The organism is Arthrobacter sp. 10T425 (assembly GCF_056393985.1).
Map to the genome: position 1 here is coordinate 1 of NZ_JBFTGZ010000016.1, position 21,749 is coordinate 21,749.

The following is a 21,749-nucleotide window of genomic DNA, read 5'->3' on the forward strand; positions in this document are numbered from 1 at the left end:
GGCCCCACCGACATCTCCCCGGTCGGGTTCGCCGCGCAGCTGCACGTGGGCCTGGCGATCCACAACTACGGCATCCAGGAATACATGCAGCACTCGGATGCGACCAACGAGGTCTTCGAACAATCCATGACCTTCGTCGACGGCTACCTCCACCCGGGCGAGGCGCCCGGCATCGGCGTGGAATTCAACGAAGAAGCCGCCGCCGCGTTCCCCTACCAGCAGGCCTACCTGCCCTACAACCGCCTCGTCGACGGCACCGTCCATGACTGGTGAGCTGAAGTCCGCCGGTCCCGCCCACATTGTCGTCATGGGCGTGACCAGTTGCGGCAAAAGCACCGTGGGCGCGGCCATCGCCGACCGCCTGGGGGCGGAATTCCTCGACGGCGACTCGCTGCACCCGCAGTCGAACATCGACAAGATGGCCTCGGGTACCCCGCTGGACGACGACGACCGGGCACCCTGGCTGGCCGAGGTCGGCAGGCGCTTCGCGGCGTCGGACTCCGGGCTGGTCATCGCGTGCAGCGCGCTCAAGCGTTCCTACCGCGACATCATCCGCAGCGGGGACTCCTCCGTGGTGTTCGTGCACCTGCACGGCACCCGGGAACTGCTCGGCAGCCGCATGGCAGCGCGTCCGGGCCATTTCATGCCGCTCTCGCTGCTGGATTCGCAGCTCGAAACCCTGGAAGAACTCCAAACGGATGAAGCGAGTGTTGTAGTGGATATCGCCACGCCAGTGAACCAGATCGTTGACGACACTGTTGCGGCCCTTGACGGGCTGCAGGGCGGAGCCACCCGGTTCCTGGTGGACCTGAAGGCCGCGCCGTTCAACCTCGACGATGCCGCGATTGCGTGGGTGGAGTCCACCATCGGCTCCATGTCGGACGAGGAAAAGATCGGGCAGCTGTTCATCAACCACAACAACGACTACTCCCCGGAATACCTCGACGGTGTCCTGGAGCAGTATCACGTGGGCGGCATGCGGTACCGGCCGGGGCCGTCGGCCGAGGTGCAGGAGCACATCCGGTACGCGCAGTCCAAGACACGGGTGCCGCTGCTGATCGCATCGAACCCGGAAATGGGCGGCGCCGGCAGTTGCGACGACGGGACGTTCGTCTCGACCCACCTGCAGGCGGGCTCGCACCCGGACAAGGGCATCGCCCGCCAGATGGGGCGCGTTGCCGGGGTGGAGACCGCCGCGCTGGGCTGCAACTGGGCCTTCGCGCCGATCGTGGACATCCACTACAACTGGCGCAACACCGTCATCTCCACCCGGGCTTTCGGCAACACCCCGGAGATCGTGGTGGAACGGGCCAAGGAGTACTTCGACGGCATCAGCGAATCGCCCACCGTGTGCGCCATGAAGCACTTCCCCGGTGACGGCCTGGACGAGCGGGACCAGCACGTGGTCACGTCCTACAACACGTTCGGCTACGAGCAGTGGAACGCGACCTACGGGCACGTGTACCGGGAGATGATCGGGCACGGCGTGCAGTCCATCATGGTCGGGCACATCGGTGCGCCGGACCTGTCACGGCATTTCCGCCCGGGCCTCGCGGCGGGGGACATCCTGCCCGCGACCCTGGCGCCGGAACTCCTCCAGGACCTGCTGCGCGGCGAGCTCGGCTTCAACGGGCTGATCCTGACCGATGCGTCCCAGATGATCGGCCTCACCCAGGCCATGAAGCGCAGCGAGCTCGTCCCGGCCACCATTGCGGCCGGGTGCGACATGTTCCTGTTCTTCCGGAACCCGGCCGAGGACTTCGGGTACATGCTGGACGGCTACAAGTCCGGGGTCATCACCGAAGCGCGGCTGCATGACGCGCTGCGCCGGATCCTGGCCCTCAAGGCCTCGCTCGGACTGCACCTGAAGTCCCGAGGGGCGCTGGTTCCGCCAGCCGAGGCGCTGGCCCGAATCGGCAGCGAAGCGCACCTGGCCATCGCCGCCGAAATTGCGGACAAGACCGTCACCCTGGTGAAGGACACTGCGCAGAACCTGCCCATCACACCGCGGACGCACAAGCGGATCCGGCTGTACGGCATTTCCGGCGGCTCGGACTTCACCATGGCGGATCCCCTGGCCTACCTCGATGTGGTGGCCGAGGAACTGGAGCGGGCCGGTTTTGAGGTGCACCTCTTCAAGACGGCGGCGCAGCGCAAGGCGGCAGGGGAGGAAGGCGTGAACTTCATGTCCGTCATCTCCGAGGAAGCCACCGGGGACTACGCGGACAAATATGACGCCGCGTTCGTGTTTGCCAATGTGAAGGGCTTCGCGCAGGAGGCAGCGATCCGGATCAAGTGGTCCACGCCGATGGCCGCCGAGATCCCCTGGTACACCACCGAGGTCCCCACGGTGTTCGTCTCGCTCAACCAGCCCAACCACCTCATTGACGTGCCGATGGTCAAGACCGCCATCCACGCCCACGCGGGCACGCCGGCAGCCATCCGGGCCGCCATCGAGAAGATCCAGGGCAAGTCGGAGTTCCAGGGCACGTTCAACGAGAACGTCTTCTGCGACTCCTTCGACACCCGGCTCTAAGCCACGCTGCGTTCTTGACCTGACGCGGCGCAAAATACCCGGCGCTACGAGGATTCCCGTAGCGCAGGGTATTTTGCGCCGCGAAAGCCCGAAACCGGCGCGAAAAACCCCTCCCGCGGCACCCCTCGCAGGCGTAGCGTGGGGCCATGGAGAAGACCGGATGCGCGGTGGTGGGCGGTGGACCTGCAGGGATGATGCTGGGCTTGCTCCTGGCACGGGCCGGGGTGCGGGTGACGGTGTTGGAGAAGCACGCCGATTTTCTGCGCGACTTCCGCGGCGACACGGTGCACCCGTCCACGATCCGGCTCATTGACGAACTCGGACTCGGCCGGGAGTTTCGCCGGTTGCCGCAGAGCCGCCTGAAGAATGTCGTTTTCCCGGTCCCGGGCGGGGCGCCCGTGACCATGGGCGACTTTGACGCCCTGCCGCCGCCGTACAACTACATTGCCATGATGCCGCAATGGGATTTCCTGAGCTTCCTCGCCGAGGCCGCAGCCCAGGAGCCGGGGTTTACGCTGCTCATGAGCCACACCGCCACGGGCTTGGTCCGCAACGGAGGCCGTGTCCGCGGAGTCCGGTTCCGGACCGCCGACGGCACACAGGACGAGCTCCTGGCGGACCTGGTGGTTGCCACGGACGGCCGCCATTCCGCGCTGCGCACCGCGGCCGGGCTGGCGCCAAAGGAGTTCCCGGTACCCTTCGACACGTGGTGGTTCCGGCTGCCCCGCTATCCCTCCGAAACGGGTGAGGTGGCCGGGCTCGTGCCGGCGTTCGGCCCCGGCGAGGCGCTGCTGGCCCTGTTCCGCAACGACTACTACCAAATGGGCTACCTCGCCGCCAAGGGCGCCGACGCCCGGATCCGCGCGGAAGGCGTCGAGGGCTTCCGACGGCGGGTGGCGGCCCTCCGCCCGGATCTTGCGGACCGGGTTGACGCCATCGAATCCCTTGATGACCTCCACTGGCTCGACGTGCGGCTGAACCGGCTGCACTCGTGGCACATCAACGGGCTGCTGTTCATCGGGGACGCCGCGCACGCGATGTCCCCGGCCGGCGGCGTCGGAATCAACCTCGCCATCCAGGACGCGGCCGCCGCCGCCGAGTACCTTGCCCCCGCACTGCTCCGGGGCCGGGTGACCACGGCAGACCTGGAGAAAGTCGAGCGGCGGCGCCGGCTGCCCACCGTCATTGTGCAGAGCGTCCAACGGCTCATGCAGAGGGCAGTCTTCGGCCCGATCCTGACCGGGAAGCGGTCCAAGGCTCCGGCCGCGGCATTGTTCTTTGCCCGGCACGTTCCGGTGTTCCGCACCATCATTCCCCGCTTCATCGCCTTTGGCCCGCGCCCCGAGCACGCACCGGCCTTCGCGCGGCGGGCCGAACCCCAGCCGCAGCCCTAACCGATGCGGTTAGCCGTGCGCCGTGAGGTAGCCGATCAGGCCCTTCACGGTAGCCACCGCCGGGTAGTCGCGCTCCGGAATGTCCACGCCGGTGGCCGTGTCGATCGTTTCCACGAGCCGCAGGAAATCAAGCGAATCGAGTTCCAAATCCTGGCGCAGCCGGGCGTCCTCGTCGACGTCGTCGAGTTCGACGTCAGGGGCCACCGCGCCGATCGCGGCGTGCACCGCCGCGCGGGCGTCCTGTTCGTTCATGGTTCCTCCGGTTTCCTGGCTTTGGGTGTCACAGGTGCTCCGGTTCCTGCAACAGCTCGTTGATCCGGGCGAGGTAACGGGCGCCGCGCAGGCCGTCGCTGACCCGGTGGTCCGCGGACAGCGTAGCGATGGCGGCATGCCGGACCCCGAGGAGCCCGTCCTGGGCCCAGGGCTGTTCCATCACCCGGCCGAAGCCCACCATGGCCACCTGGGGCGGATAGATCACGCCGTAGACACTGTCTACGCCGAGGTCTCCGAGGTTGGTCACGGTCAAGGTTGGATCGGCCATTTCGGCGCGCTGGAGACGCCCCGCACGTGCCCGGCTGACAAGATCCCGCAGCTGCTCCATGAGCACGTCCAGGGGCAGGGTGTCGGCGTCGTGGATTGCCGGGGCCACCAGACCGCCTTGGCGCAGGGCCACCGCGACGCCCAGGTGCACTGCCGCACTGGGACGGAAACCGCCGTCGACGTAGAAGCCGTTGACCTCGGGGACGTCCCGTGCCGCCAGAGCCGCGGCTTTTAGCAGGAGCGCCGACGGCACCAGCCGGCCGGCGACGGGCCGGTGCGCATTGACCGACTGCATCCACCCGACGGCGGTGCGCAGATCCAGCGTGGTGCTGAGGTAGTAGTGCGGGATGGTCTGCTTCGAGCGCGTCATCAGGGCGCCGATGGCCCGACGCAGGCTGGCCACGCGCTCGCGGGCTTCCGACGTCGGCCTCCCTCTAGCTGGTGTCTCCGGCGCTTCCAGTACGGCCGCGACGCGTTCCGGAGCTGGGGATTCCGTCGCGGATGCAACCCGACCGGGCTCCGGGGGACCCGGCGTTGGAACTCTGGCTGCTGCGCGCTGCACGTCGGCCACCGTCACGGCGCCGTCCGGGCCGGTGCCGGTCATGGTGGAAAGCCCGATCCCGAGTTCCGCGGCGAGCCGCCGCGCCCGCGGCGACGAACGCACCCTGCCCGTCCCGCCGGTCCGGGCCGCCACCGCGTGTTCGACGTCGGCGCGGGTGATGGCGCCGTCCTTGCCGGTGCCCTGGATCCTGCCAGTGTCCACGCCCAGCCGGTGCGCCAGGTGCCGCACGGGAGGGGCGATCGGGGGACCCGCCGTCGGCCCGACCGGCTCAGGGGGCCGCGGCGTGAGAGCAGCGGGTTTCGACGGCGCCCCCGCCGGGGGAGCCGCACGAACTGGAGCCCCGACCTCGGCAGGGGTCTGGGTGATCACGGCCAGCGGGGTTCCCACCGGAACGGTTTCGCCGATGCCCACCAGGAGGTCCGCCACGACGCCTTCCTGGAAGGACTCCACGTCCATGACCGTCTTGTCCGTGTCCACGACCGCCACGAGATCGCCGCGGCGCACATAGTCACCGCGCTTGACCAGCCATTCGACGATCTTGCCGTGCTCCATGTCGGCCCCGAGCGAGGGCATCAGGAAGTCACCCACCGGCGCCTACTGTTGCTTTGGCCGCGGCCACGATCCGTTCCGCGGACGGCAGGGCGGCGAGTTCCAGGTGCTTGGCATAGGGGATCGGCACCTCGGCGCTGCAGACCCTGGCCACCGGCGCATCGAGGTCGAAGAACGCCTGCTCGGTGATCCGCGCACTCACCTCGGCCGACAGGCTGCCGCTGCGCCAGCCTTCATCGACCACGACGGCCCGGTGCGTCCTGGTCACGGAGGAGAGGATGGCGGCGTCGTCGAGCGGGCGGAGCGTGCGCAGGTCCAGGACCTCGGCGTCGATCCCTTCGGCGGCGAGCTGTTCCGCGGCGTCGAGCACCACGGGCAGGGTCCCGCCGTAGGTGATCAGCGAGATGTCGTTGCCGGGGCGTCGGATGGCTGCCGTGCCGATGTCCACCGGGCCGGCGTCGTCGGCCAGTTCCCCGGGGACGTTGTACAGCGAGCCGTGCTCGAAGATCAGCACGGGGTCCGGGTCCTGCAGCGCCGTCCAGAGCATGCCGCGGGCGTCTTCGAGGGTGGCCGGGGCCAGGACCCGCAGCCCCGGGATGTGCGCGTACCAGCCTTCGAGGCTGTGCGAGTGCTGGGCGCCGAGCTGGCGGCCCGCACCGGTGGTCATGCGGATCACGAGCGGGACGTGGAACTGCCCACCGGACATGTGCAGCAAGGTGGCGGCATTATTCACGATCTGGTCGAGCGCCAGGAGGCTGAAGTTGACGGTCATGATTTCCACGATCGGGCGCATGCCGCCCAGGGCCGCGCCGATCCCGGCACCGACGAACCCGGATTCCGAGAGCGGGGTGTCGCGGATCCGGTCCGGGCCGAACTCCTCCAGCAGGCCCAGGCTGACCGCGAACGAGCCGCCATAGGCGCCCACGTCCTCGCCCATCAGGAATACGCGTTCGTCGCGGATCATGGCGTCGCGGATGCCCGCCCGTAGCGCCTCTCGGTAGCTCGATTTCATGGCGTGCCTGCGGCCTTCCCGGCAGGCTGCCCGGCTGTGCCCGCGCCAGTGGCTGTGCCCGCGCCGTCTTCGGCGCCGCGCTCGCTGTAGACAAAGCGGGTCAGTTCCTCCACCGGTTCCGGGGTTCCGGCCTCGGCGAACTCGACGGCGGCCGCGATCTCCGCCTGCGCGTCCGCCTGCAGCTGCTCCCACTCGGCGGCCGAGAGGTGGCCCGCGGACTCCAGCGCGGTCCGCAGCAGCGTGATCGGGTCCCGTTCCATCCACCGCGCCACCTCCTCCTTCGTCCGGTAGCGTTCGGGATCGAACATCGAGTGGGCCCGGAAACGGTAGGTCCGCAGCTCCAGGAAGTGCGGACCGCCTCCGGAGCGGACGGCGTCCACCGCGCGGCGTGCACCCTCCTCGACGGCCAGGACGTCCATGCCGTCCACGGCCCACGCGGGGATCTCGTAGCCGGCAGCCTTGAGGGCGATGTCCGTCTGCGATTCGGAACGGGCCAGGGCGGTACCCATGGCATAGAGGTTGTTCTCGCAGCAGAACAGCACGGGCAGCTGCCACAGGGCCGCCAGATTCAGGCTCTCGTGGAATGCGCCTTCGGCCACCGCGCCTTCGCCGAAGAAGCACACCGTGACATTGGAGCGCCCCGCCATCTTGTCGGCCAGTGCCAGGCCGACGGCGAGAGGTAGGCCCCCGGCGACGATCGCGTTGCCGCCGAAGAAGCGGGTGGGGGCATCGAACAGGTGCATTGACCCGCCCCGGCCACGGCAGCACCCCTCAACGTAGCCGTACATTTCGGCGAGGATCGCCTCGGCCGAGACGCCCCGCAACAGCGCGTGCCCGTGCTCCCGGTACGTCGCGACGACGGCGTCCTCCGGTCCCAATGACGCCAGGACGCCGGCGGCGACAGCCTCCTCGCCAATGTACACGTGCAGGAAGCCGCGGATCTTGGCTGCACTGTACAGCTCGACGCATTTCTCTTCGAGCTGGCGGACGCGCAACATCTGCAGCAGCAGGTGCTGGCCGTGGGCCGCGTCCAAAGGGCCTCCGCGTGGGCTCGCTGTACCGGTCATTTCGGTGCCTGTTCGGTGCTGGCCGGCTCTATGCGGGCCGGGTTTGGCGGGACCGGGGGCGTCTCGATGGTGGAGGTGTCGCCCTCGGGCAGGCCGAGCTCGCGGGCCTTGAGCAGGCGCCGGAGGATCTTCCCGCTGCGGGTCTTGGGCAGTGCGGCGGTGAAGTCAAGCAGCCGCGGCGCAACGGCGGGGCCCAGCCGCTTGCGGGCGAAGCCGATGATGTCCAGGGCCAGCTCCCCGGACGGTTCCCAGCCGGTCCGGAGTTCAACGAAGGCCTTGACCACCTCGCCGGCCACCGGGTCCGGGACCCCGATCACGCCGGCCTCGGCGACGGCCGGGTGCTCCATGAGGGAACTCTCCACCTCGAACGGGCCGATCAGGTGCCCCGACGACTTGATGACGTCGTCGCCCCGGCCCACAAACCAGTAGTAGCCGTCGGCGTCGCGTTTGGCGAGATCCCCGGTCAGGTACCAGCCCCCGGCGAAGCAGCGGCGGTAGCGCTCCTCTTCGTGCAGATAGCCGCGGAACATGGAGGGCCAGCCGGGCCGGAGGGCCAGTTCCCCCATGGAGTCGGGGTCCGTGACCAGCACCGCTTCGCCGTCGCGGATGACGGGCTTGCCGTCCGCATCCCGGGCCACGACGGCGGCCTCGACGCCGGGCAATGGACGGCCCATCGAGCCGGGCCGGATCTCGGTTGCGGCGTAGTTCGAGATCATGATGCCGCCTGTTTCGGTCTGCCACCAGTTGTCGTGCACCGGCTGGCCGAAGGCCTCCTGCCCCCACACCACAACCTCCGGGTTGAGCGGCTCGCCGACGCTGGCGACGAAGCGCAAGGCGGAGAGGTCGTGTCCTGCGGCGCGGTCGGCTCCGGCCTTCATGAGCATGCGCAAGGCCGTCGGGGCCGTGTACCAGACCGTGACTCCTTGCTCGGCGAGGATCCGGTACCACCGGTCGGCGTCCATTTCCTCCTCGTCCACGATGGCCGTCACGCCGTGGCTCAGGGGTGCGATCACGCCGTACGAGGTGCCCGTGACCCAGCCCGGGTCGGCCGTGCACCAGTAGACGTCTCCGGGTTGCAGGTCCAGGGCGAAGGTTCCGGTCGCGTGGTGGGCGGTCACGGCGTCGTGCACGTGTATCGCGCCCTTGGGAGTGCCGGTGGTGCCGGACGTGAAGTGCAGCAGGGCCATGTCCTCCGGCTGGGTGGCCGCGATCTCCCCGTCCGGCGGGGCTTGGCGCATGAGGGCGGCCAGGTCGAGGGTTCCGGGCTCGGGATCGCCGTCGGCGTCGATGAGCAGGACGTGGCGCAACTCCGGGAGCTGCCCGCGCAGCTGGACGATCTTCCTGCGGTACAGCGCCCGCGTGGTGACCAGCGCCCGGCCGGAGCCCAGCGTGAGGCGCTGCCGCACCGGCTCGGGACCGAAAGCGGAGAACAGCGGGCAGAACACGCTCGCGTTCTTGAACGTGCCGAGCACCGCGATGTACAGGGCGGGGCCGCGGCCGGTGAGGGAGAAGACCCGTTCCCCGCGGCCGACGCCAAGGCTGCGCAGGACGCCGGCGAAGCGACTGGTCTGTTCGGCGAGTTCGGCGTAGCTCAAGGAGTGGGTGCTGCCATCGGCCCGGACGAACCGCAAGGCCTCACGTCCTGCCGTGCTGCCGGCCGCGTGCCGGTCCACTGCCTCGTAGGCGATGTTGAGGCCGCGGCCACCGGGGAGTCCGGATAGGGCTCGCCGGGCCTCATCCCAGGTGAAGGCCGCGCACGCCGCGTCATAATCCACCAGGTTCGGCCGGACCCGGAAACTGCCGATGTCTTTGGTGATCGCAGGCCAGCGGATGGATGGTTCGGTTCCTGCCGTCATGGTTCCATCCGACTCCCGTGTGCCGGTGCCGCCCAGAGCAAAAGGTCCCGGACCGACGTGCAAGACCCCGGCTGGGAATCCGCGGCGGACCAGCCACTAAACTGGGAGCCATGACTGCCACCCGTGACTTCGCAGCCGACGCTGCCGCTGCCCGTGCCCGACTGCTGGAACTGATCAAGGAACTGGCCGTAGTCCGCGGCAAGGTCATCCTCTCCAGCGGCGCCGAGGCCGACTACTACATCGACCTGCGCCGCATCACCCTGCACCACGAGGCGTCCAAACTCGTCGGGCAGGTCATGCTCTCGCTGATGGAGGACGCCGGGATCGATTTCGAGTGCGCCGGGGGACTCACCATGGGGGCGGACCCGGTGGGCACGGCCGTCATGCATGCCGCCGTCGACGCCGGCCGCCCGGTGGACGCGTTCGTCGTCCGCAAGGCGCAGAAGTCCTACGGCATGGGACGCCAGGTGGAAGGCCCCTCGGTCGAGGGCCGCAAGGTCCTGGTCCTGGAGGACACCTCAACAACCGGCGGGTCCGCGCTGACCGCCGTCGAAGGCGTCCGCAAGGCCGGCGGCAACGTGGTGGCCGTCGCCGTGATCGTGGACCGCGACACCGGAGCCAAGGAAAAGATCGAGGCCGAAGCCGGCGTTCCGTACCTCTTCGCCTTCGGCAAGGACGAACTGGGCCTCAACTAGCGTTTCTCCCTCAGCTGACGCGGGTGGACGGTGCCTAGGGGGTGACTTATCATTTCTTAAATACCCCCCGTCCGTACCCGCATCTGGAGAAACGCGACATGCTCCCGCCCCCTGAAGACTTGACCGCTGACTCCGTCAACACTGTCGACCAGATCCAGAACCTGATCCTGGACAGCGCAGACTTCGAAGCGTTCCTGAACGAACTCGCGCGTTTTTCCGCGCACCAGGTGGCCGGCTCCGGCGACGACGCGCTGTGCGGAATCACCCTGCTCCGGGACCGTAAGGCCGCCACGATCGGGTGGAGCAGCGACTCCGCCCGCGAAGTGGACGAGATCCAGTACTCACTGTCCCAGGGCCCCTGCCTGACCGCCGCCAAGGAGGAACGGGAAGTCTACGTCCCGGACCTCTTCGACGAGGACCGCTGGGGCCCTGACTACGCCTCCGCCGTCGCCTCGCACGGCCTGCGCTCGGTGTTGTCGGTGCCTTTCCACCTCCAGGGCGAAGCCCAGGCGGCCCTGAACCTGTACTCCGATGTCCCGCACAAGTTCGACGGCGACGTCGCGGTCCGGGCCCGCGGGTACACCCGTGAAATCTCCCAGGCGCTGCGGCTGGCAGTCCGCTTCTCGCTGCACACGGACAGCGCCACGAACCTGCGCGCCACGCTCGAATCCCGGACCGTGATCGACATGGCCATCGGGATCGTCATGGCCCAGAACCGTTGCGACCAGGAAACCGCGGTCCGGATCCTCACCGATGCCTCCAGCAACGGCAACGTCAAACTCCGCGACATCGCCGCCTCACTGGTGCAATCTGTCGGCGGAACGGCTACCAGGACGCACTACGAAGAGCCGAACCGGCGGCAGGCTGGCTGAACCGGCAGCGGCCTATGACTTGTGTGCGACCACAAGCGCGGATACGCTGAATGAGGTTGAGCCGTCGGCCATAGACATCCTTATTTGGAGTACCTATGGACCAAACACTGCAAGCCCACGTCAAACTCGATGTCGTTTCCGACGTCGTCCGGATTAGTGTCCGGGGGAGCCTCACACAAGCCTCCCGCCCCTCCCTGATGCAAATTATCCAGCGCATCCGCCGCATGGGGATCATCTCGCACATCCGCGTCGACCTCGGCCTGGCCGCATTCGTGGAATCAGCGGCGCTGGCCGGCCTGCGCAACGACCTCAACGCGATCGACGGCGGGGCCTCCGGCTCGGAGGTCGCCGGCATGCCGGCTCCCGGTGGAGTCTCCCTGGAACTGACCGCGCACCGCGACGATTCCGCTGCATTGCCACCTCTGGACATGGCTGGGGAATTTACGGCCTCGATCGATCCCTCAGGCACCCGGAAGCTGAACCGGTTCTCCGACGACGAACTCTTCGCCGCGAGCGACTCTGTGTTCGGCCTTCTCGATGATCCCGCTGACATGGCCCGCTCGGAACTCCTGGCGACCTATGACGAGATCGGCATGGAAATCAGCCGCCGCGAGGTCGGCCGCGAGCCCGAACCCGCGTAAACGGCAACGGCGCTTCAACGGCGTGCCAGCGGCGCCAACCGCGCCAGCGGCCCGCCAACCGCGCTTCCACGCTGAGCTTCGTGACCGCTGCATGGTCCGGTTTCTCATCCCCGCCGAAGCGTGGATACGGTAGAGATGTGCCGGCCGAGATGGATCCGAACCATCCGCGAGGCCCCGGTGCTTCCGAGGCCCGCATGCTCCGCCGCGCCGTCGAGCTTAAACGGGTTTCCCGGCGATCGTTCCTGATCGGCGCCGGGTCCGCGTCGCTGCTGGCGGCGGACATGCTGTTCACTCAGCGCGTGCAGGCCGAGCGGCGTGTCAGCCGGATCCTCGAAGTACCTGATGACGTTGCCGAACGGTATTACCCCCACGCCAGCTGGATCCTGTTCCCCGGCTACAAAACGAGCTGGGAAGAAGCCCTGTGGATCCTGAACGCGCTGCGCGGCTCCCTGAATAAGAGGGGCCAGCTCGCCGCCGTCGGGTATTCCAACGAAGGCCTGGACATCGACGAGGTGGTCATCGCCGTGATCGAGCACGTCCGCGCCCACAATCTCACCACCCTCTACTTCTACGGCCATAGTTTTGGCGGCATGGTGGCAACCCAGGTAGCGGCCCGGCTGCGCGAACTGCACGGCGTCGAAGTGGCGTTCATCCTGCTCGACTCCAGCCCGGCGAGCCGGCACGACGTGCTGGACCAGAGCTGGTTCGAGGGCGTGGTGCTGCTCTACGAAAGCGGGTTCCGCTTCCCCACAGTGCTGCGCGGCGGCTATGAGCTCGGCGAGAGGATGCTGCACAAGAATGAACGCAGTTGGGGCCAGGTGGTGGACCAGACACTGGAACAGCTGTCCCCGATCGCACCGTCCAGCGTGCTGATCCAGTCCGAATCCGCCTTCATCTTCCACTTTGAGGCCAGCCGTTTCGTCGGGAAGCTGGGCGAAACGAAGATGGCGTTCGTCGGCAACCCCCGGGACAAGACGGTGGATTACGAGACCGCCCGGGACACCTGGTCACTGTCCTTCAAAACCAACATGGTCTCGGATGACCTGCGCACCGACGGGGCGAGGCCGGAGCACGCGAGCCCTGGCTGGAGCCCGTTCATCTACCGGCCCATCATCGAAAAACTCCAGGACGACCTCTTCCCGCTGCCGGGCGGCGGCGGGAAGAAGACCGCGTTCTGAGGTATCGCGTTCTGGGGTGTTGCTCAGATCTGGTTCTTGAGGTCCGCCACGGAATTCAGGATCTGGTTCGGCCGGAACGGATACGCGGCGATATCGTCCCGGTGGGTGATGCCGCTGAGCACCAGCACCGTGTGCAGGCCCGCCTCCATGCCGGCGATGATGTCGGTGTCCATGCGGTCGCCGATCATGGCCGTGGTTTCCGAGTGCGCGTCGATCTGGTTCATCGCCGACCGGAACATCATCGGGTTGGGCTTGCCCACAATGTACGGTTCGCGCCCCGTGGCCTTGGTGATGAGGGCGGCGATGGCCCCGGTGGCAGGCATGGGTCCGTCCTTCGAGGGCCCGGTGGCGTCCGGGTTGGTGGCGATGAAACGCGCGCCGGCGAGGATCAGGCGGATGGCCATGGTGATGGCTTCAAACGAATAGGTGCGGGTCTCGCCGAGCACCACGAAGTCGGGGTTCTGGTCGGTGAGGATGAAGCCGGCCTCGTGGAGCGCCGTCGTGAGTCCTGCTTCGCCGATCGTGTAGGCGCGGTTCCCCGACTCCGAACCGCGGACCTGGTCCTTGAGGAACTGGGCCGTGGCCAGGGCCGAGGTCCAGATGTTCTCCTCCGGGATTTCCAGCCCGGAAGAGCTCAGCCGGGCCGCGAGGTCCCGGGGCGTGAAGATCGAGTTGTTGGTCAGCACGAGGAACCGCTTGGAGGTGTCCACCCAGCGCTGGATCAGCTCCGCCGCGCCCGGGATGGGCTGGTTCTCGTGGACCAGCACGCCGTCCATGTCCGTGAGCCAGCACTCGATTTCCTGGCCGCTGCGGTACATGGAGGCGTACGAACGGCCCTCGTCTGAATCGGTACCCTGCTCTTCGCGCTGATCTGCCATGCTGTCCTCCGCCTAAGTGTGCCGCTTCCTGTCACCCAGTCTAATGTTGAGGCGTGACTGAACCCGAGATCCCCGCCCCGTCCCTCCCCGCCGCAGAGGAAGGGCCGGAACCGAAGGCGGAGGTCGGCGTCGGACCCTGGGAAGGCGAAGTTCCCCAGGGTGGGCACTGGGACCCGGACCTGCTGGCGGACGGCGACCGGCGCAACGTGGTGGACAAATACCGCTACTGGAAGCACGAGGCGATCGTGGCCGACCTGGACTCCAAGCGGCACAACTTCCACATCGCGATCGAGAACTGGCAGCACGACCTCAACATCGGCACCGTGGTCCGGACCGCCAACGCGTTCCTCGCCAAGGAAGTCCACATCATCGGACGACGCCGGTGGAACCGCCGCGGGGCCATGGTCACCGACCGCTACCAGCACGTCCGCCACCACCCCACCGTTGAGGACTTCGTGGCCTGGGCGCAGGGGGAGGGGTTGGCGATCATCGGGATCGACATCTTCCCGGACTCGGTGCCGCTGGAGACCTACGAACTGCCCAAGGACTGCGTCCTGGTGTTCGGCCAGGAAGGCCCGGGCCTGACCCCTGAAGTCCACGAAGCGGCGCTGGACACCCTGTCGATCGAACAGTTCGGCTCCACCCGTTCCATCAACGCGGCCTCCGCCGCCGCGATCGCGATGCACGCCTGGATCCGCCGCCACGTGTTCGGCCAACTCCCGGGCTAAAGCCACTCTTAGGCGTCCGTGGCCCCGGGGGTTCCGTACCGACAAGCGAGCCGTTGACTTGGGTCGCAAACCAGCAGACGCTGTCGGTGCGAGGCGAACGTGCGAGGAGAAGGATGTGGACCGGAACCGAAGACATCACCGTTGCACGTCGGATGAAGCCGTCCCTTTCGGCAGGGGAGCGGAAACCCGGTGAGCGGGTTTGTGGACAGCGTCCTGAATGTAGACCCGCTGCGGGCCCTGATCATCGTGGGCCTGCTGGTCTTCGCCGAGGACGCCCTCTTCGTCGGCTTCGTTGTCCCCGGGGAGACCGCCGCGGTTCTGGGCGGGGTCGTGGCCGGCCGCGGGGTCCTGCCCTTGTGGTCCGTGATGGTCGTGGTCGTGCTGGCCGCGATCATCGGGGACTCGGCCGGATACGAGGTCGGCAAACACCTGGGACCGAGACTTCTGGGTCTGAAAGTCATGAACAGGCGTCTGGCGAGACTTGAAAAGGCCCAGGATTTCCTGCGCCTCCGAGGCGGTTCGGCGGTGTTCCTGGGCCGGTTTGTGGCATTTTTCCGCGCCGTCATGCCCGCACTGGCCGGCAGCTCACGGATGCCCTACCTGAAGTTTCTGGCCTTCAACGCCGCCGGCGGCCTGGTGTGGGGTGCAGGATTTGTCCTGCTCGGTTACCTGGCCGGGAACTCCTACGAAGCGGCAGCCACATCTGCCGGACGCGGCGTCACCGCGGTGGTCGCGGTAGTCGTCGTGGCAGCCGTGATCACGTTGCGGATCCGGAAAGCCCGCGCCACGCGTAAAGCCAGAGCCACGCGTACCGCCAGCGGCCGGCGCAATGCCGGCGGCGGGGCCGGGGCCGGCGCCGGCCAGTCCTCCGGCAGCCCGGAACCATGACCGAAGCGCCCGGCCGCGAGTGTTACAGGGGCCACGTGACCGGAGACACGGCCCCGGCGCAGGAATGGCTAGGATGGTTCCTAGCCGACGAGGTTCCCTCCAGGATCACCAGCCCGCAGACGAAATTCACATTAGGAGTCAGCATGCCCATTGCAACCCCAGAGATCTACTCCGAGATGATCGACCGCGCCAAGACGGGCGGCTTCGCCTTCCCGGCGGTCAACGTCACGTCCTCCCAGACCCTGAACGCCGCCCTGCGCGGCTTCGCCGAGGCCGAGTCCGACGGCATCGTCCAGGTCTCCACCGGCGGCGCAGCTTACTGGTCCGGCGCCGCCACCAAGGACATGGTTGCCGGCTCCCTCGGTTTTGCCGCGTTCGCCCGCGAAGTCGCGAAGAACTACGGCGTGAACATCGCCCTGCACACGGACCACTGCCCCAAGGACAAGCTCGACGGCTTTGTGCTCCCGCTGCTCGCCGCCTCCGAGGCCGAGGTCAAGGCAGGCCGCAACCCCCTCTTCAACTCGCACATGTGGGACGGCTCCGCCGAGACCCTGCAGGAAAACCTGCGGATCGCCCGTGAACTGCTCGAGCGCACCGCCGCCGCCAAGATGATCCTCGAGGTCGAGATCGGCACCGTGGGCGGCGAGGAAGACGGCGTCGAGAACGCCATCAACGACAAGCTCTACACCACGGTCGAGGACGCCCTGGCCACCATCGACGCGCTCGGTTCCGGCGAAAACGGCCGCTACATCACGGCGCTGACCTTCGGCAACGTGCACGGCGTCTACAAGCCGGGCGGCGTCAAGCTCCGCCCCGAGATCCTCAAGGACATCCAGGAGCAGGTCGGCGCCAAGATCGGCAAGGCCAACCCGTTCGACCTCGTGTTCCACGGCGGCTCCGGCTCCTCGGACAAGGAAATCGCGGACGCCGTCTCCTACGGCGTCATCAAGATGAACATCGACACCGACACCCAGTACGCCTACACCCGCCCCGTGGTGGACCACATGTTCCGCAACTACGACGGCGTGCTGAAGGTCGACGGCGAGGTCGGCAACAAGAAGCTCTACGATCCCCGCGTCTGGGGCGCTTCGGCGGAGGCCGGCCTGGCCGCCCGCGTGGTCGAGGCCGCCCAGCAGCTGGGCTCCACCGGCAAGACCTTCTAGCCATGTCCGACGAGTTCCGGAAAAACCTGATGGGTCCCGAGCCCACGCTCCTGCCTGCCGAGAGCGAGATCTACCAGCATCTCGCGCTCGGCCAGGAAGCCGTGGACCTCGTGGCGAAGTACCCCACCTCCTCGCTCCTGTGGGCCATCCTCGCCGAGGAGGCCTGGAACGAGGGCCGCACCATCGATTCCTACGCGTACTCGCGGGTCGGCTACCACCGCGGCCTGGATTCGCTGCGCCGCAACGGGTGGCGCGGCGTCGGGCCGATCCCGTGGGAGCACGAACCCAACCGCGGCTTCCTGCGCTCCCTCTACTCGCTTGGCCGTGCGTCCGCGGCGATCGGCGAGCCCGAGGAGCCGGAGCGGATCGAAAAGTTCCTGAAGGATTCCGATCCCGGCGCGAAGGCGGCCATCGAAGCCGAGGGCTGAGGCGCCGCCAAACGACGCAACGCGGGGTCACTTACGGTCCATCCCACCACGGTGGATGGGCCGTAAGTGACCCCGCGTTGCGGTTTAAGCGACGGATTAACGTGTTAACGCGTTAACGTGCGACGGCGGGCTCCCGCCTTGAGGTGGGAGCCCGCCGTCGTTTGTGCGTGGGTGGGTCAGCTGGCCTTGGCCAGGCCCGTGCGGGCCATGGCGTCCGCGTAGGCGGTGTGCATCTCCGCCAGGTACTCTTCCTGCCGGGCCGGGGTGCCGGCGAACGCCCGGCCGCTGAGCGAGCGGACCTTGTAGGTCTTCAGGCCGCGGCGCCAGATCATGGGCACTTCGGTCTTGAGCAGCAGGTTGGCCAGGCGGTTGGCCTCGGTGCCGTGGGCGACGATCACGGAGGCGCGGGGAACGAGGGCCAGGAACTTCAGCAGCGGCTTCAGGCCCGCGGAAATCTGGTCCGGCGTGAACTTGCCGTTCGGCTCGCCGGGGACGTGCCACGGGTGGACGTTCCAGGGCATGACGAACTCGGGGCGCAGGCCGAGTTTCCACTGGATGCCCAGCATGCGGGTGGCGGCCTCGTCGTCGCCGGCGGTGATGAAGCCTGACGCGTCAGCGGTGCCGATGTTGGAGTACAGGCTGATGATCCGGCACTCGTCGACGTCGTGCATGGGGTCCACGTAGGGGACAGCGGTGCCAGCTTTGGTTGCCTGGAGGACGTCAAGGAGCTCGTTGACGGGGGCGACGTTAGGTTCGTACCGGCGGCTCAGAAGCTCTTCGCGGAAATTTTCGGTGGCCAGGGCTGTCATATGTTGCTGGGTCTCCTGCGGGATTGGCAAAGCTGCCACACCGGATGCAGGCACGCCGAATACGGGCATGCGGAGCAATGGTGTGGTTTGAAAATGTGGTGTGGACCGATTCCTGGTCGATCCTTATCAGTCTATCAAGCCCCGCGAAATGCGGCGCCGGGCTGGACCCCGCCGGCCAGGTGCTGCTACCAGAGCCGCTGGGTGGCGCGGCGTGCGCCTTCGCCGAGGGCCTCCAGCTTGGCGTAGGCGATTTGGGGATGCACCCTGCCGCCCAGCCCGCAATCGGTGGACGCAATCACGTTTTCACGTCCCACGAGCTCGGCGAAGCGCACGATCCGGTCGGCCACGAGATCCGGATGCTCCACGACGTTGGTGGCGTGTGAGACGACGCCGGGGATGATGACCTTCCCTTCGGGAAGCTTCGCATCCTCCCAGACGCGCCATTCGTGCTCGTGCCGGACGTTGGCCGCCTCGAAGGAGTAGCCGCCGGCATTGACCTGCAGGACTGAGTCGACGATGTCCGCGAAGGGGATGTCCGTGGTGTGCGGGCCGTGCCAGGAACCCCAACAGACATGCAGCCGGATCTGCTCCTGGGGAAGACCGCGCAGCGCCCAGTTCGTTGCTTCGACCCGGAGTTGGATGAACTTCAGGTAGTCCGCCAGGCTCGGCTCGGGGTTGATCTGGTCCCAGCTCTCGGCCAGGGAGGGGTCGTCGAGCTGGACTGTCAGGCCGGCGTCGATGATGGCCTTGTATTCCTCGCGCATCGCGTCGGCGCAGGCGTAGAGGAGTTCCTCATCGCTGCCGTAGTAATCGTTGGCCACACGGGCGCACGAACCGGGCGAGAGGGAGGCGATGAACCCCTCGGCGAGCCCGGCCGCGGCCAGTCCGGTCTTGAGGTTGGCAACGTCCGAGGCCACGAGCTCCTGGCCCGTGTACGTCAGTGGCCCGGCGACCTTGGGCTGCGTGACGGCCTTGCGGTGGGCCAGGATCCCGGAGGAGGGGTCGTTGTAGGCGTCATCGAACTTCTGCCGGTCCCGGCGGTCCGGGAAGGAGGTCAGGACGATGTGGCCGGGTGAGGAGCGGTGCACCGTGGCGTCGGCCCAGCGGTCCACGTCGGTCGGTTCCAGGCCGCCGAGCCGTGAGAAGGAGTAATTCCACCAGGCGCCGTAGTCCACGGAGCTGGACATCGTGTGCCCGTACTCGCCGTCATTGGGTATGTCGATGCCCAGCTCCTTCTGGCGCTGGACGACGTCCACTACCGAGGTTTCGAGCAGGTCCAGGAATTCGGGCGTGATGCCGTCGGTTTCCTTGGCCTCGTTTGCGGCGATCAGCTCCGGCGTGCGGGGCAATGAGCCGGCATGGGTCACACGGATGTGGTCAGTGGTCCGGGGCATGGCGCGGATTCCTTTCGGCCGCTCGGGATTCTCACTCCCACTCAATTCCACCTCGCGCCGTCCCGCAAGTGGTGCCCGCTATGTGTCGGGCCTGAGCTGGTGGATGAGGCAGCTACGACGAACGCCAGGAAAAAAGAACGGCTCGTCCGCCGCGGCGGACGCGTGGCCCCCCCTCGCGGAAGCCGCCCTGGCGTTCACCACCTAGGCGGCGCGTCCAAGCAAGGACCCAAAGCGATGCCGGGCACCGATTTCGGCTAAACTTGGGTGGTAAGAGCCCCGGAACTCTGGCGTTGGATACGAACACAGCGATAGATTCGGGGCATTCTCATGAACGGCGCTGAACTGCGGTGACCGCCTGGTCATTAAACGCAGTTCGGCCCGAACGAATGGGGGAGGATCCCATGCCAGCAATCGTGATCGTCGGAGCCCAATGGGGCGACGAAGGCAAAGGTAAGGCCACTGACCTGCTTGGCGGCCGCGTCGACTATGTCGTCAAGCCCAACGGCGGCAACAACGCCGGGCACACCGTCGTCGTAGGCGGTGAGAAGTATGAGCTCAAGCTCCTTCCGGCCGGCATCCTGAGCCCGAACGCGATTCCGATCATCGGCAACGGCTGCGTGGTGAACCTGGAAGCCCTGTTCCAGGAGATCGACGGACTGGAGGCCCGCGGCGCGGACACCTCCAAGCTGCGCGTCTCCGCCAACGCGCACCTCGTGGCGCCCTACCACCAGGTCCTGGACAAGGTCACCGAGCGGTTCCTCGGCAGCCGCGCCATCGGCACCACCGGCCGCGGCATCGGCCCGGCCTACATGGACAAGGTGGCCCGCCTCGGCATCCGCGTCCAGGACGTCTTTGACGCCTCGATCCTGCGCCAGAAGGTAGAGGGTTCGCTGCGCCAGAAGAACGAGCTCCTGGTCAAGGTCTACAACCGCCGGGACATCGAGGTGGACGAGATCGTGGAGTACTTCCTGTCCTTCGCCGAGCGCCTCCGCCCGCTGGTCATCGACAGCACCTACGTCCTGAACACCGCCCTGGACGAGGGCAAGGTGGTCCTGATGGAGGGCGGCCAGGCCACCTTCCTGGACGTTGACCACGGCACCTACCCCTTCGTGACGTCCTCGAACCCGACCGCGGGCGGCGCCTCCGTGGGCTCTGGCATCGGCCCCACCCGGATCTCGCGTTCCATCGGCATCATCAAGGCCTACACCACCCGCGTGGGCGCAGGGCCGTTCCCGACGGAACTGTTCGATGAGATGGGCATGTACCTGCAGAAGACCGGCGGCGAGTTCGGCGTCAACACCGGCCGTCCCCGCCGCTGCGGCTGGTACGACGCCGTGCTGGCACGCCACGCCTCCCGCGTCAACGGCTTCACGGACTACTTCGTCACCAAGCTGGACGTGCTGACGGGCATCGAACAGATCCCGGTCTGCGTGGCTTACGACGTCGATGGTGTGCGGCACGACGAAATGCCCATGACCCAGACCGAGTTCCACCACGCCAAGCCGATCTTCGAATACTTCGAAGGCTGGACCGAGGACATCACCGGCGCCCGTACCCTGGAGGACCTGCCGGAGAACGCCCGGAACTACGTCCTGGCCCTGGAAAAGCTCTCCGGCACGCGGTTCTCCGCGATCGGCGTCGGCCCGGACCGCGACCAGACGATCGTGGTCAACGACCTCATCAACGACTGACACTGGCCGGCACCGACTGACGTGTCACCAACCGGCGTACGACGGCGGCGGGTCGCCCTTGCAGGGGCGGGCCGCCGCCGTCGCGGTTAAGGCCGCAGCCGTCGCAGTTAAGGCAGCAGCCACGCCTGGCCCAGGCGGGACCACAACGGTCCTAGGCGGGGTCTTCCGCGGACGTGAACCGCAGCGAGAGCCAGTTCTCCCGGCACGCCCTGGCGGCCGCCTCGGCGTCGCCAAGGCGGGCGAGCCGGATGATTTCAGCGTGCTGAGCCACCGATTCCCGGGCGGCAAAGGAGCCGAAACGCATCCGCTCCACCCGGCGCAGGACGGGGGTGGTTTGTTCCAGGAGTTCCCGGAGCACCGGGTTGCCGCTGACCGTGACAAAGACGGCGTGGAAATCGTCATCGGCCCGCAGTGCCGACTCGACCTCCGCCGCCTGCAGGGCCTGTTCGAAGCGCGCGTTGGCCCCGGCCATGGCGGCGAGGTGCTCCTCCGCCAGGAGCGGGACCGCCAGGCGTGCGGCCAGCTCGTGCAGTCCCGCCACCACCTGCTGCGTGCTGAGCGTCGACGCCGGGTCGCAGGGGGCCACGATGGTCGCCTTGCCCGGCAGCGCAACCACCAGGCCGGCGCGTTCCAGCCGCAGCAGCGCCTCGCGGATGGGTGTCCGGCTCACGCCGAGCCACGCTTCCAGTTCGGCGTCCTTCAGCCGTTCGCCGGGCTCGAAGGTGCCGTCGACGATCGCGTTACGGATCGATTCAAAGACGTTGTCCCGCAGCAGCGGCCGCTTGTGGACTCCGGCGAGCGAGGGTACGGGCATGCAACATATCGTATATCCCTCTTGCCCTTCCGGAGCCCGTATCCGACAATGCAA

General features: G+C 67.6%; 21 protein-coding genes. 12 read left to right on the forward strand and 9 right to left on the reverse strand.

Annotated elements, in window-relative coordinates:
- From AC1DDH_RS16715 to AC1DDH_RS16725, 3 genes are all read left to right on the forward strand, one after another.
- Positions 1-273: enolase C-terminal domain-like protein (locus AC1DDH_RS16715; RefSeq protein ID WP_476872833.1), on the forward strand; the 273-nt coding region annotated here is incomplete at its 5' end.
- The gene (locus tag AC1DDH_RS16720) at positions 263-2,536 is read left to right on the forward strand and encodes a gluconokinase, GntK/IdnK-type (RefSeq protein WP_476887557.1); all 2,274 of its coding nucleotides are present in this window, start codon (positions 263-265) and stop codon (positions 2,534-2,536) included. The genes AC1DDH_RS16715 and AC1DDH_RS16720, both read left to right, overlap by 11 nt.
- Positions 2,537-2,682: 146 nt before the next feature.
- A complete protein-coding gene (locus AC1DDH_RS16725; protein WP_476887556.1) occupies positions 2,683-3,930 on the forward strand; it encodes an FAD-dependent oxidoreductase in 1,248 nt (415 codons plus the stop codon).
- 9 nt (positions 3,931-3,939) lie between these two features.
- Here the strand turns inward: AC1DDH_RS16725 and AC1DDH_RS16730 are convergent, their stop codons facing one another.
- The 5 genes from AC1DDH_RS16730 to acsA are packed head-to-tail and all read right to left on the reverse strand — an operon-like array spanning position 3,940 to position 9,516.
- Complete coding sequence (locus tag AC1DDH_RS16730; protein WP_223914546.1) at positions 3,940-4,182, reverse strand: acyl carrier protein; 243 nt, start codon at positions 4,180-4,182, stop codon at positions 3,940-3,942.
- Between the two features lie 28 nt (positions 4,183-4,210).
- The gene (locus AC1DDH_RS16735; protein ID WP_476955887.1) at positions 4,211-5,620 is read right to left on the reverse strand and encodes a 2-oxo acid dehydrogenase subunit E2; all 1,410 of its coding nucleotides are present in this window, start codon (positions 5,618-5,620) and stop codon (positions 4,211-4,213) included.
- Positions 5,613-6,593 carry an alpha-ketoacid dehydrogenase subunit beta gene (locus tag AC1DDH_RS16740; RefSeq protein WP_476955888.1) on the reverse strand — a complete coding sequence of 327 codons (981 nt, stop codon included), beginning with the start codon at positions 6,591-6,593 and terminating at the stop codon, positions 5,613-5,615. The genes AC1DDH_RS16735 and AC1DDH_RS16740 overlap by 8 nt, the downstream gene beginning before the upstream one ends.
- Positions 6,590-7,660 (reverse strand): pyruvate dehydrogenase (acetyl-transferring) E1 component subunit alpha, encoded by a 1,071-nt coding sequence (gene pdhA / locus AC1DDH_RS16745; protein WP_476931438.1) that lies wholly within the window; start codon positions 7,658-7,660, stop codon positions 6,590-6,592. The genes AC1DDH_RS16740 and pdhA overlap by 4 nt, the downstream gene beginning before the upstream one ends.
- Entirely contained in the window at positions 7,657-9,516 is a 1,860-nt protein-coding gene (acsA, locus tag AC1DDH_RS16750) for an acetate--CoA ligase (protein WP_476955889.1), read from the reverse strand. The genes pdhA and acsA overlap by 4 nt, the downstream gene beginning before the upstream one ends.
- A gap of 110 nt (positions 9,517-9,626) precedes the next feature.
- On the opposite strand from acsA, the gene pyrE reads away from it, so the two are divergent.
- The 4 genes from pyrE to AC1DDH_RS16770 all read left to right on the forward strand — a co-directional run bounded on the left by pyrE (position 9,627) and on the right by AC1DDH_RS16770 (position 12,902).
- Entirely contained in the window at positions 9,627-10,211 is a 585-nt protein-coding gene (gene pyrE / locus AC1DDH_RS16755; protein WP_277528120.1) for an orotate phosphoribosyltransferase, read from the forward strand.
- A gap of 98 nt (positions 10,212-10,309) precedes the next feature.
- On the forward strand, positions 10,310-11,083 hold the full coding sequence (locus AC1DDH_RS16760; protein WP_230012582.1) for a GAF and ANTAR domain-containing protein: 774 nt from the start codon (positions 10,310-10,312) through the stop codon (positions 11,081-11,083).
- A gap of 95 nt (positions 11,084-11,178) precedes the next feature.
- Positions 11,179-11,724 carry a hypothetical protein gene (locus tag AC1DDH_RS16765; protein ID WP_223914539.1) on the forward strand — a complete coding sequence of 182 codons (546 nt, stop codon included), beginning with the start codon at positions 11,179-11,181 and terminating at the stop codon, positions 11,722-11,724.
- Between the two features lie 149 nt (positions 11,725-11,873).
- Positions 11,874-12,902, forward strand: a complete 1,029-nt coding sequence (locus AC1DDH_RS16770; protein WP_476850578.1) for a thioesterase domain-containing protein — start codon at positions 11,874-11,876, stop codon at positions 12,900-12,902.
- Positions 12,903-12,925: 23 nt separating this feature from the next.
- On the opposite strand, the gene AC1DDH_RS16775 is transcribed toward AC1DDH_RS16770, so the two are convergent.
- Positions 12,926-13,780, reverse strand: a complete 855-nt coding sequence (locus tag AC1DDH_RS16775) for an HAD-IIA family hydrolase (RefSeq protein ID WP_476860029.1) — start codon at positions 13,778-13,780, stop codon at positions 12,926-12,928.
- Positions 13,781-13,833: 53 nt separating this feature from the next.
- Between AC1DDH_RS16775 and AC1DDH_RS16780 the strand changes: the two genes are divergently transcribed.
- The 4 genes from AC1DDH_RS16780 (at position 13,834) to AC1DDH_RS16795 (ending at position 16,987) form a co-directional block, all read left to right on the forward strand.
- The gene (locus tag AC1DDH_RS16780) at positions 13,834-14,508 is read left to right on the forward strand and encodes a TrmH family RNA methyltransferase (protein WP_476857644.1); all 675 of its coding nucleotides are present in this window, start codon (positions 13,834-13,836) and stop codon (positions 14,506-14,508) included.
- A 189-nt stretch (positions 14,509-14,697) separates the two neighbouring features.
- Entirely contained in the window at positions 14,698-15,396 is a 699-nt protein-coding gene (locus tag AC1DDH_RS16785; protein ID WP_476955890.1) for a DedA family protein, read from the forward strand.
- Positions 15,397-15,539: 143 nt separating this feature from the next.
- Positions 15,540-16,559: a class II fructose-bisphosphate aldolase gene (gene fbaA / locus AC1DDH_RS16790; protein ID WP_018776137.1), complete on the forward strand. Its 1,020-nt coding sequence runs from the start codon at positions 15,540-15,542 to the stop codon at positions 16,557-16,559.
- 2 nt (positions 16,560-16,561) lie between these two features.
- Positions 16,562-16,987: a DUF3151 domain-containing protein gene (locus tag AC1DDH_RS16795; protein ID WP_476857647.1), complete on the forward strand. Its 426-nt coding sequence runs from the start codon at positions 16,562-16,564 to the stop codon at positions 16,985-16,987.
- A 176-nt stretch (positions 16,988-17,163) separates the two neighbouring features.
- On the opposite strand, the gene AC1DDH_RS16800 is transcribed toward AC1DDH_RS16795, so the two are convergent.
- Together AC1DDH_RS16800 and AC1DDH_RS16805 are read right to left on the reverse strand one after the other, a co-directional pair.
- The gene (locus AC1DDH_RS16800; protein ID WP_028277428.1) at positions 17,164-17,796 is read right to left on the reverse strand and encodes a uracil-DNA glycosylase family protein; all 633 of its coding nucleotides are present in this window, start codon (positions 17,794-17,796) and stop codon (positions 17,164-17,166) included.
- A 185-nt stretch (positions 17,797-17,981) separates the two neighbouring features.
- Positions 17,982-19,190 carry a cobalamin-independent methionine synthase II family protein gene (locus AC1DDH_RS16805; protein ID WP_476857648.1) on the reverse strand — a complete coding sequence of 403 codons (1,209 nt, stop codon included), beginning with the start codon at positions 19,188-19,190 and terminating at the stop codon, positions 17,982-17,984.
- Positions 19,191-19,591: 401 nt separating this feature from the next.
- Between AC1DDH_RS16805 and AC1DDH_RS16810 the strand changes: the two genes are divergently transcribed.
- Positions 19,592-20,881, forward strand: coding sequence for an adenylosuccinate synthase (locus AC1DDH_RS16810; RefSeq protein ID WP_018776133.1), 1,290 nt, complete (start codon positions 19,592-19,594; stop codon positions 20,879-20,881).
- Between the two features lie 151 nt (positions 20,882-21,032).
- On the opposite strand, the gene AC1DDH_RS16815 is transcribed toward AC1DDH_RS16810, so the two are convergent.
- On the reverse strand, positions 21,033-21,695 hold the full coding sequence (locus AC1DDH_RS16815; protein ID WP_230009254.1) for a GntR family transcriptional regulator: 663 nt from the start codon (positions 21,693-21,695) through the stop codon (positions 21,033-21,035).
- Between the last annotated feature and the right edge of the window lie 54 nt (positions 21,696-21,749).

Coding starts and splice junctions, on each gene's coding strand:
- AC1DDH_RS16720 (WP_476887557.1), top strand. CDS start 263: ATGACTGGTGAGCTGAAGTCCGCCGGTCCCGCCCACATTGTCGTCATG.
- AC1DDH_RS16730 (WP_223914546.1), bottom strand. CDS start 4,182: ATGAACGAACAGGACGCCCGCGCGGCGGTGCACGCCGCGATCGGCGCG.
- acsA (WP_476955889.1), bottom strand. CDS start 9,516: ATGACGGCAGGAACCGAACCATCCATCCGCTGGCCTGCGATCACCAAA.
- AC1DDH_RS16810 (WP_018776133.1), top strand. CDS start 19,592: ATGCCAGCAATCGTGATCGTCGGAGCCCAATGGGGCGACGAAGGCAAA.
- AC1DDH_RS16815 (WP_230009254.1), bottom strand. CDS start 21,695: ATGCCCGTACCCTCGCTCGCCGGAGTCCACAAGCGGCCGCTGCTGCGG.
- AC1DDH_RS16805 (WP_476857648.1), bottom strand. CDS start 19,190: ATGCCCCGGACCACTGACCACATCCGTGTGACCCATGCCGGCTCATTG.
- fbaA (WP_018776137.1), top strand. CDS start 15,540: ATGCCCATTGCAACCCCAGAGATCTACTCCGAGATGATCGACCGCGCC.
- AC1DDH_RS16760 (WP_230012582.1), top strand. CDS start 10,310: ATGCTCCCGCCCCCTGAAGACTTGACCGCTGACTCCGTCAACACTGTC.
- AC1DDH_RS16800 (WP_028277428.1), bottom strand. CDS start 17,796: ATGACAGCCCTGGCCACCGAAAATTTCCGCGAAGAGCTTCTGAGCCGC.
- AC1DDH_RS16765 (WP_223914539.1), top strand. CDS start 11,179: ATGGACCAAACACTGCAAGCCCACGTCAAACTCGATGTCGTTTCCGAC.
- AC1DDH_RS16725 (WP_476887556.1), top strand. CDS start 2,683: ATGGAGAAGACCGGATGCGCGGTGGTGGGCGGTGGACCTGCAGGGATG.
- AC1DDH_RS16795 (WP_476857647.1), top strand. CDS start 16,562: ATGTCCGACGAGTTCCGGAAAAACCTGATGGGTCCCGAGCCCACGCTC.
- AC1DDH_RS16740 (WP_476955888.1), bottom strand. CDS start 6,593: ATGAAATCGAGCTACCGAGAGGCGCTACGGGCGGGCATCCGCGACGCC.
- AC1DDH_RS16775 (WP_476860029.1), bottom strand. CDS start 13,780: ATGGCAGATCAGCGCGAAGAGCAGGGTACCGATTCAGACGAGGGCCGT.
- AC1DDH_RS16770 (WP_476850578.1), top strand. CDS start 11,874: ATGGATCCGAACCATCCGCGAGGCCCCGGTGCTTCCGAGGCCCGCATG.
- pdhA (WP_476931438.1), bottom strand. CDS start 7,660: ATGACCGGTACAGCGAGCCCACGCGGAGGCCCTTTGGACGCGGCCCAC.
- pyrE (WP_277528120.1), top strand. CDS start 9,627: ATGACTGCCACCCGTGACTTCGCAGCCGACGCTGCCGCTGCCCGTGCC.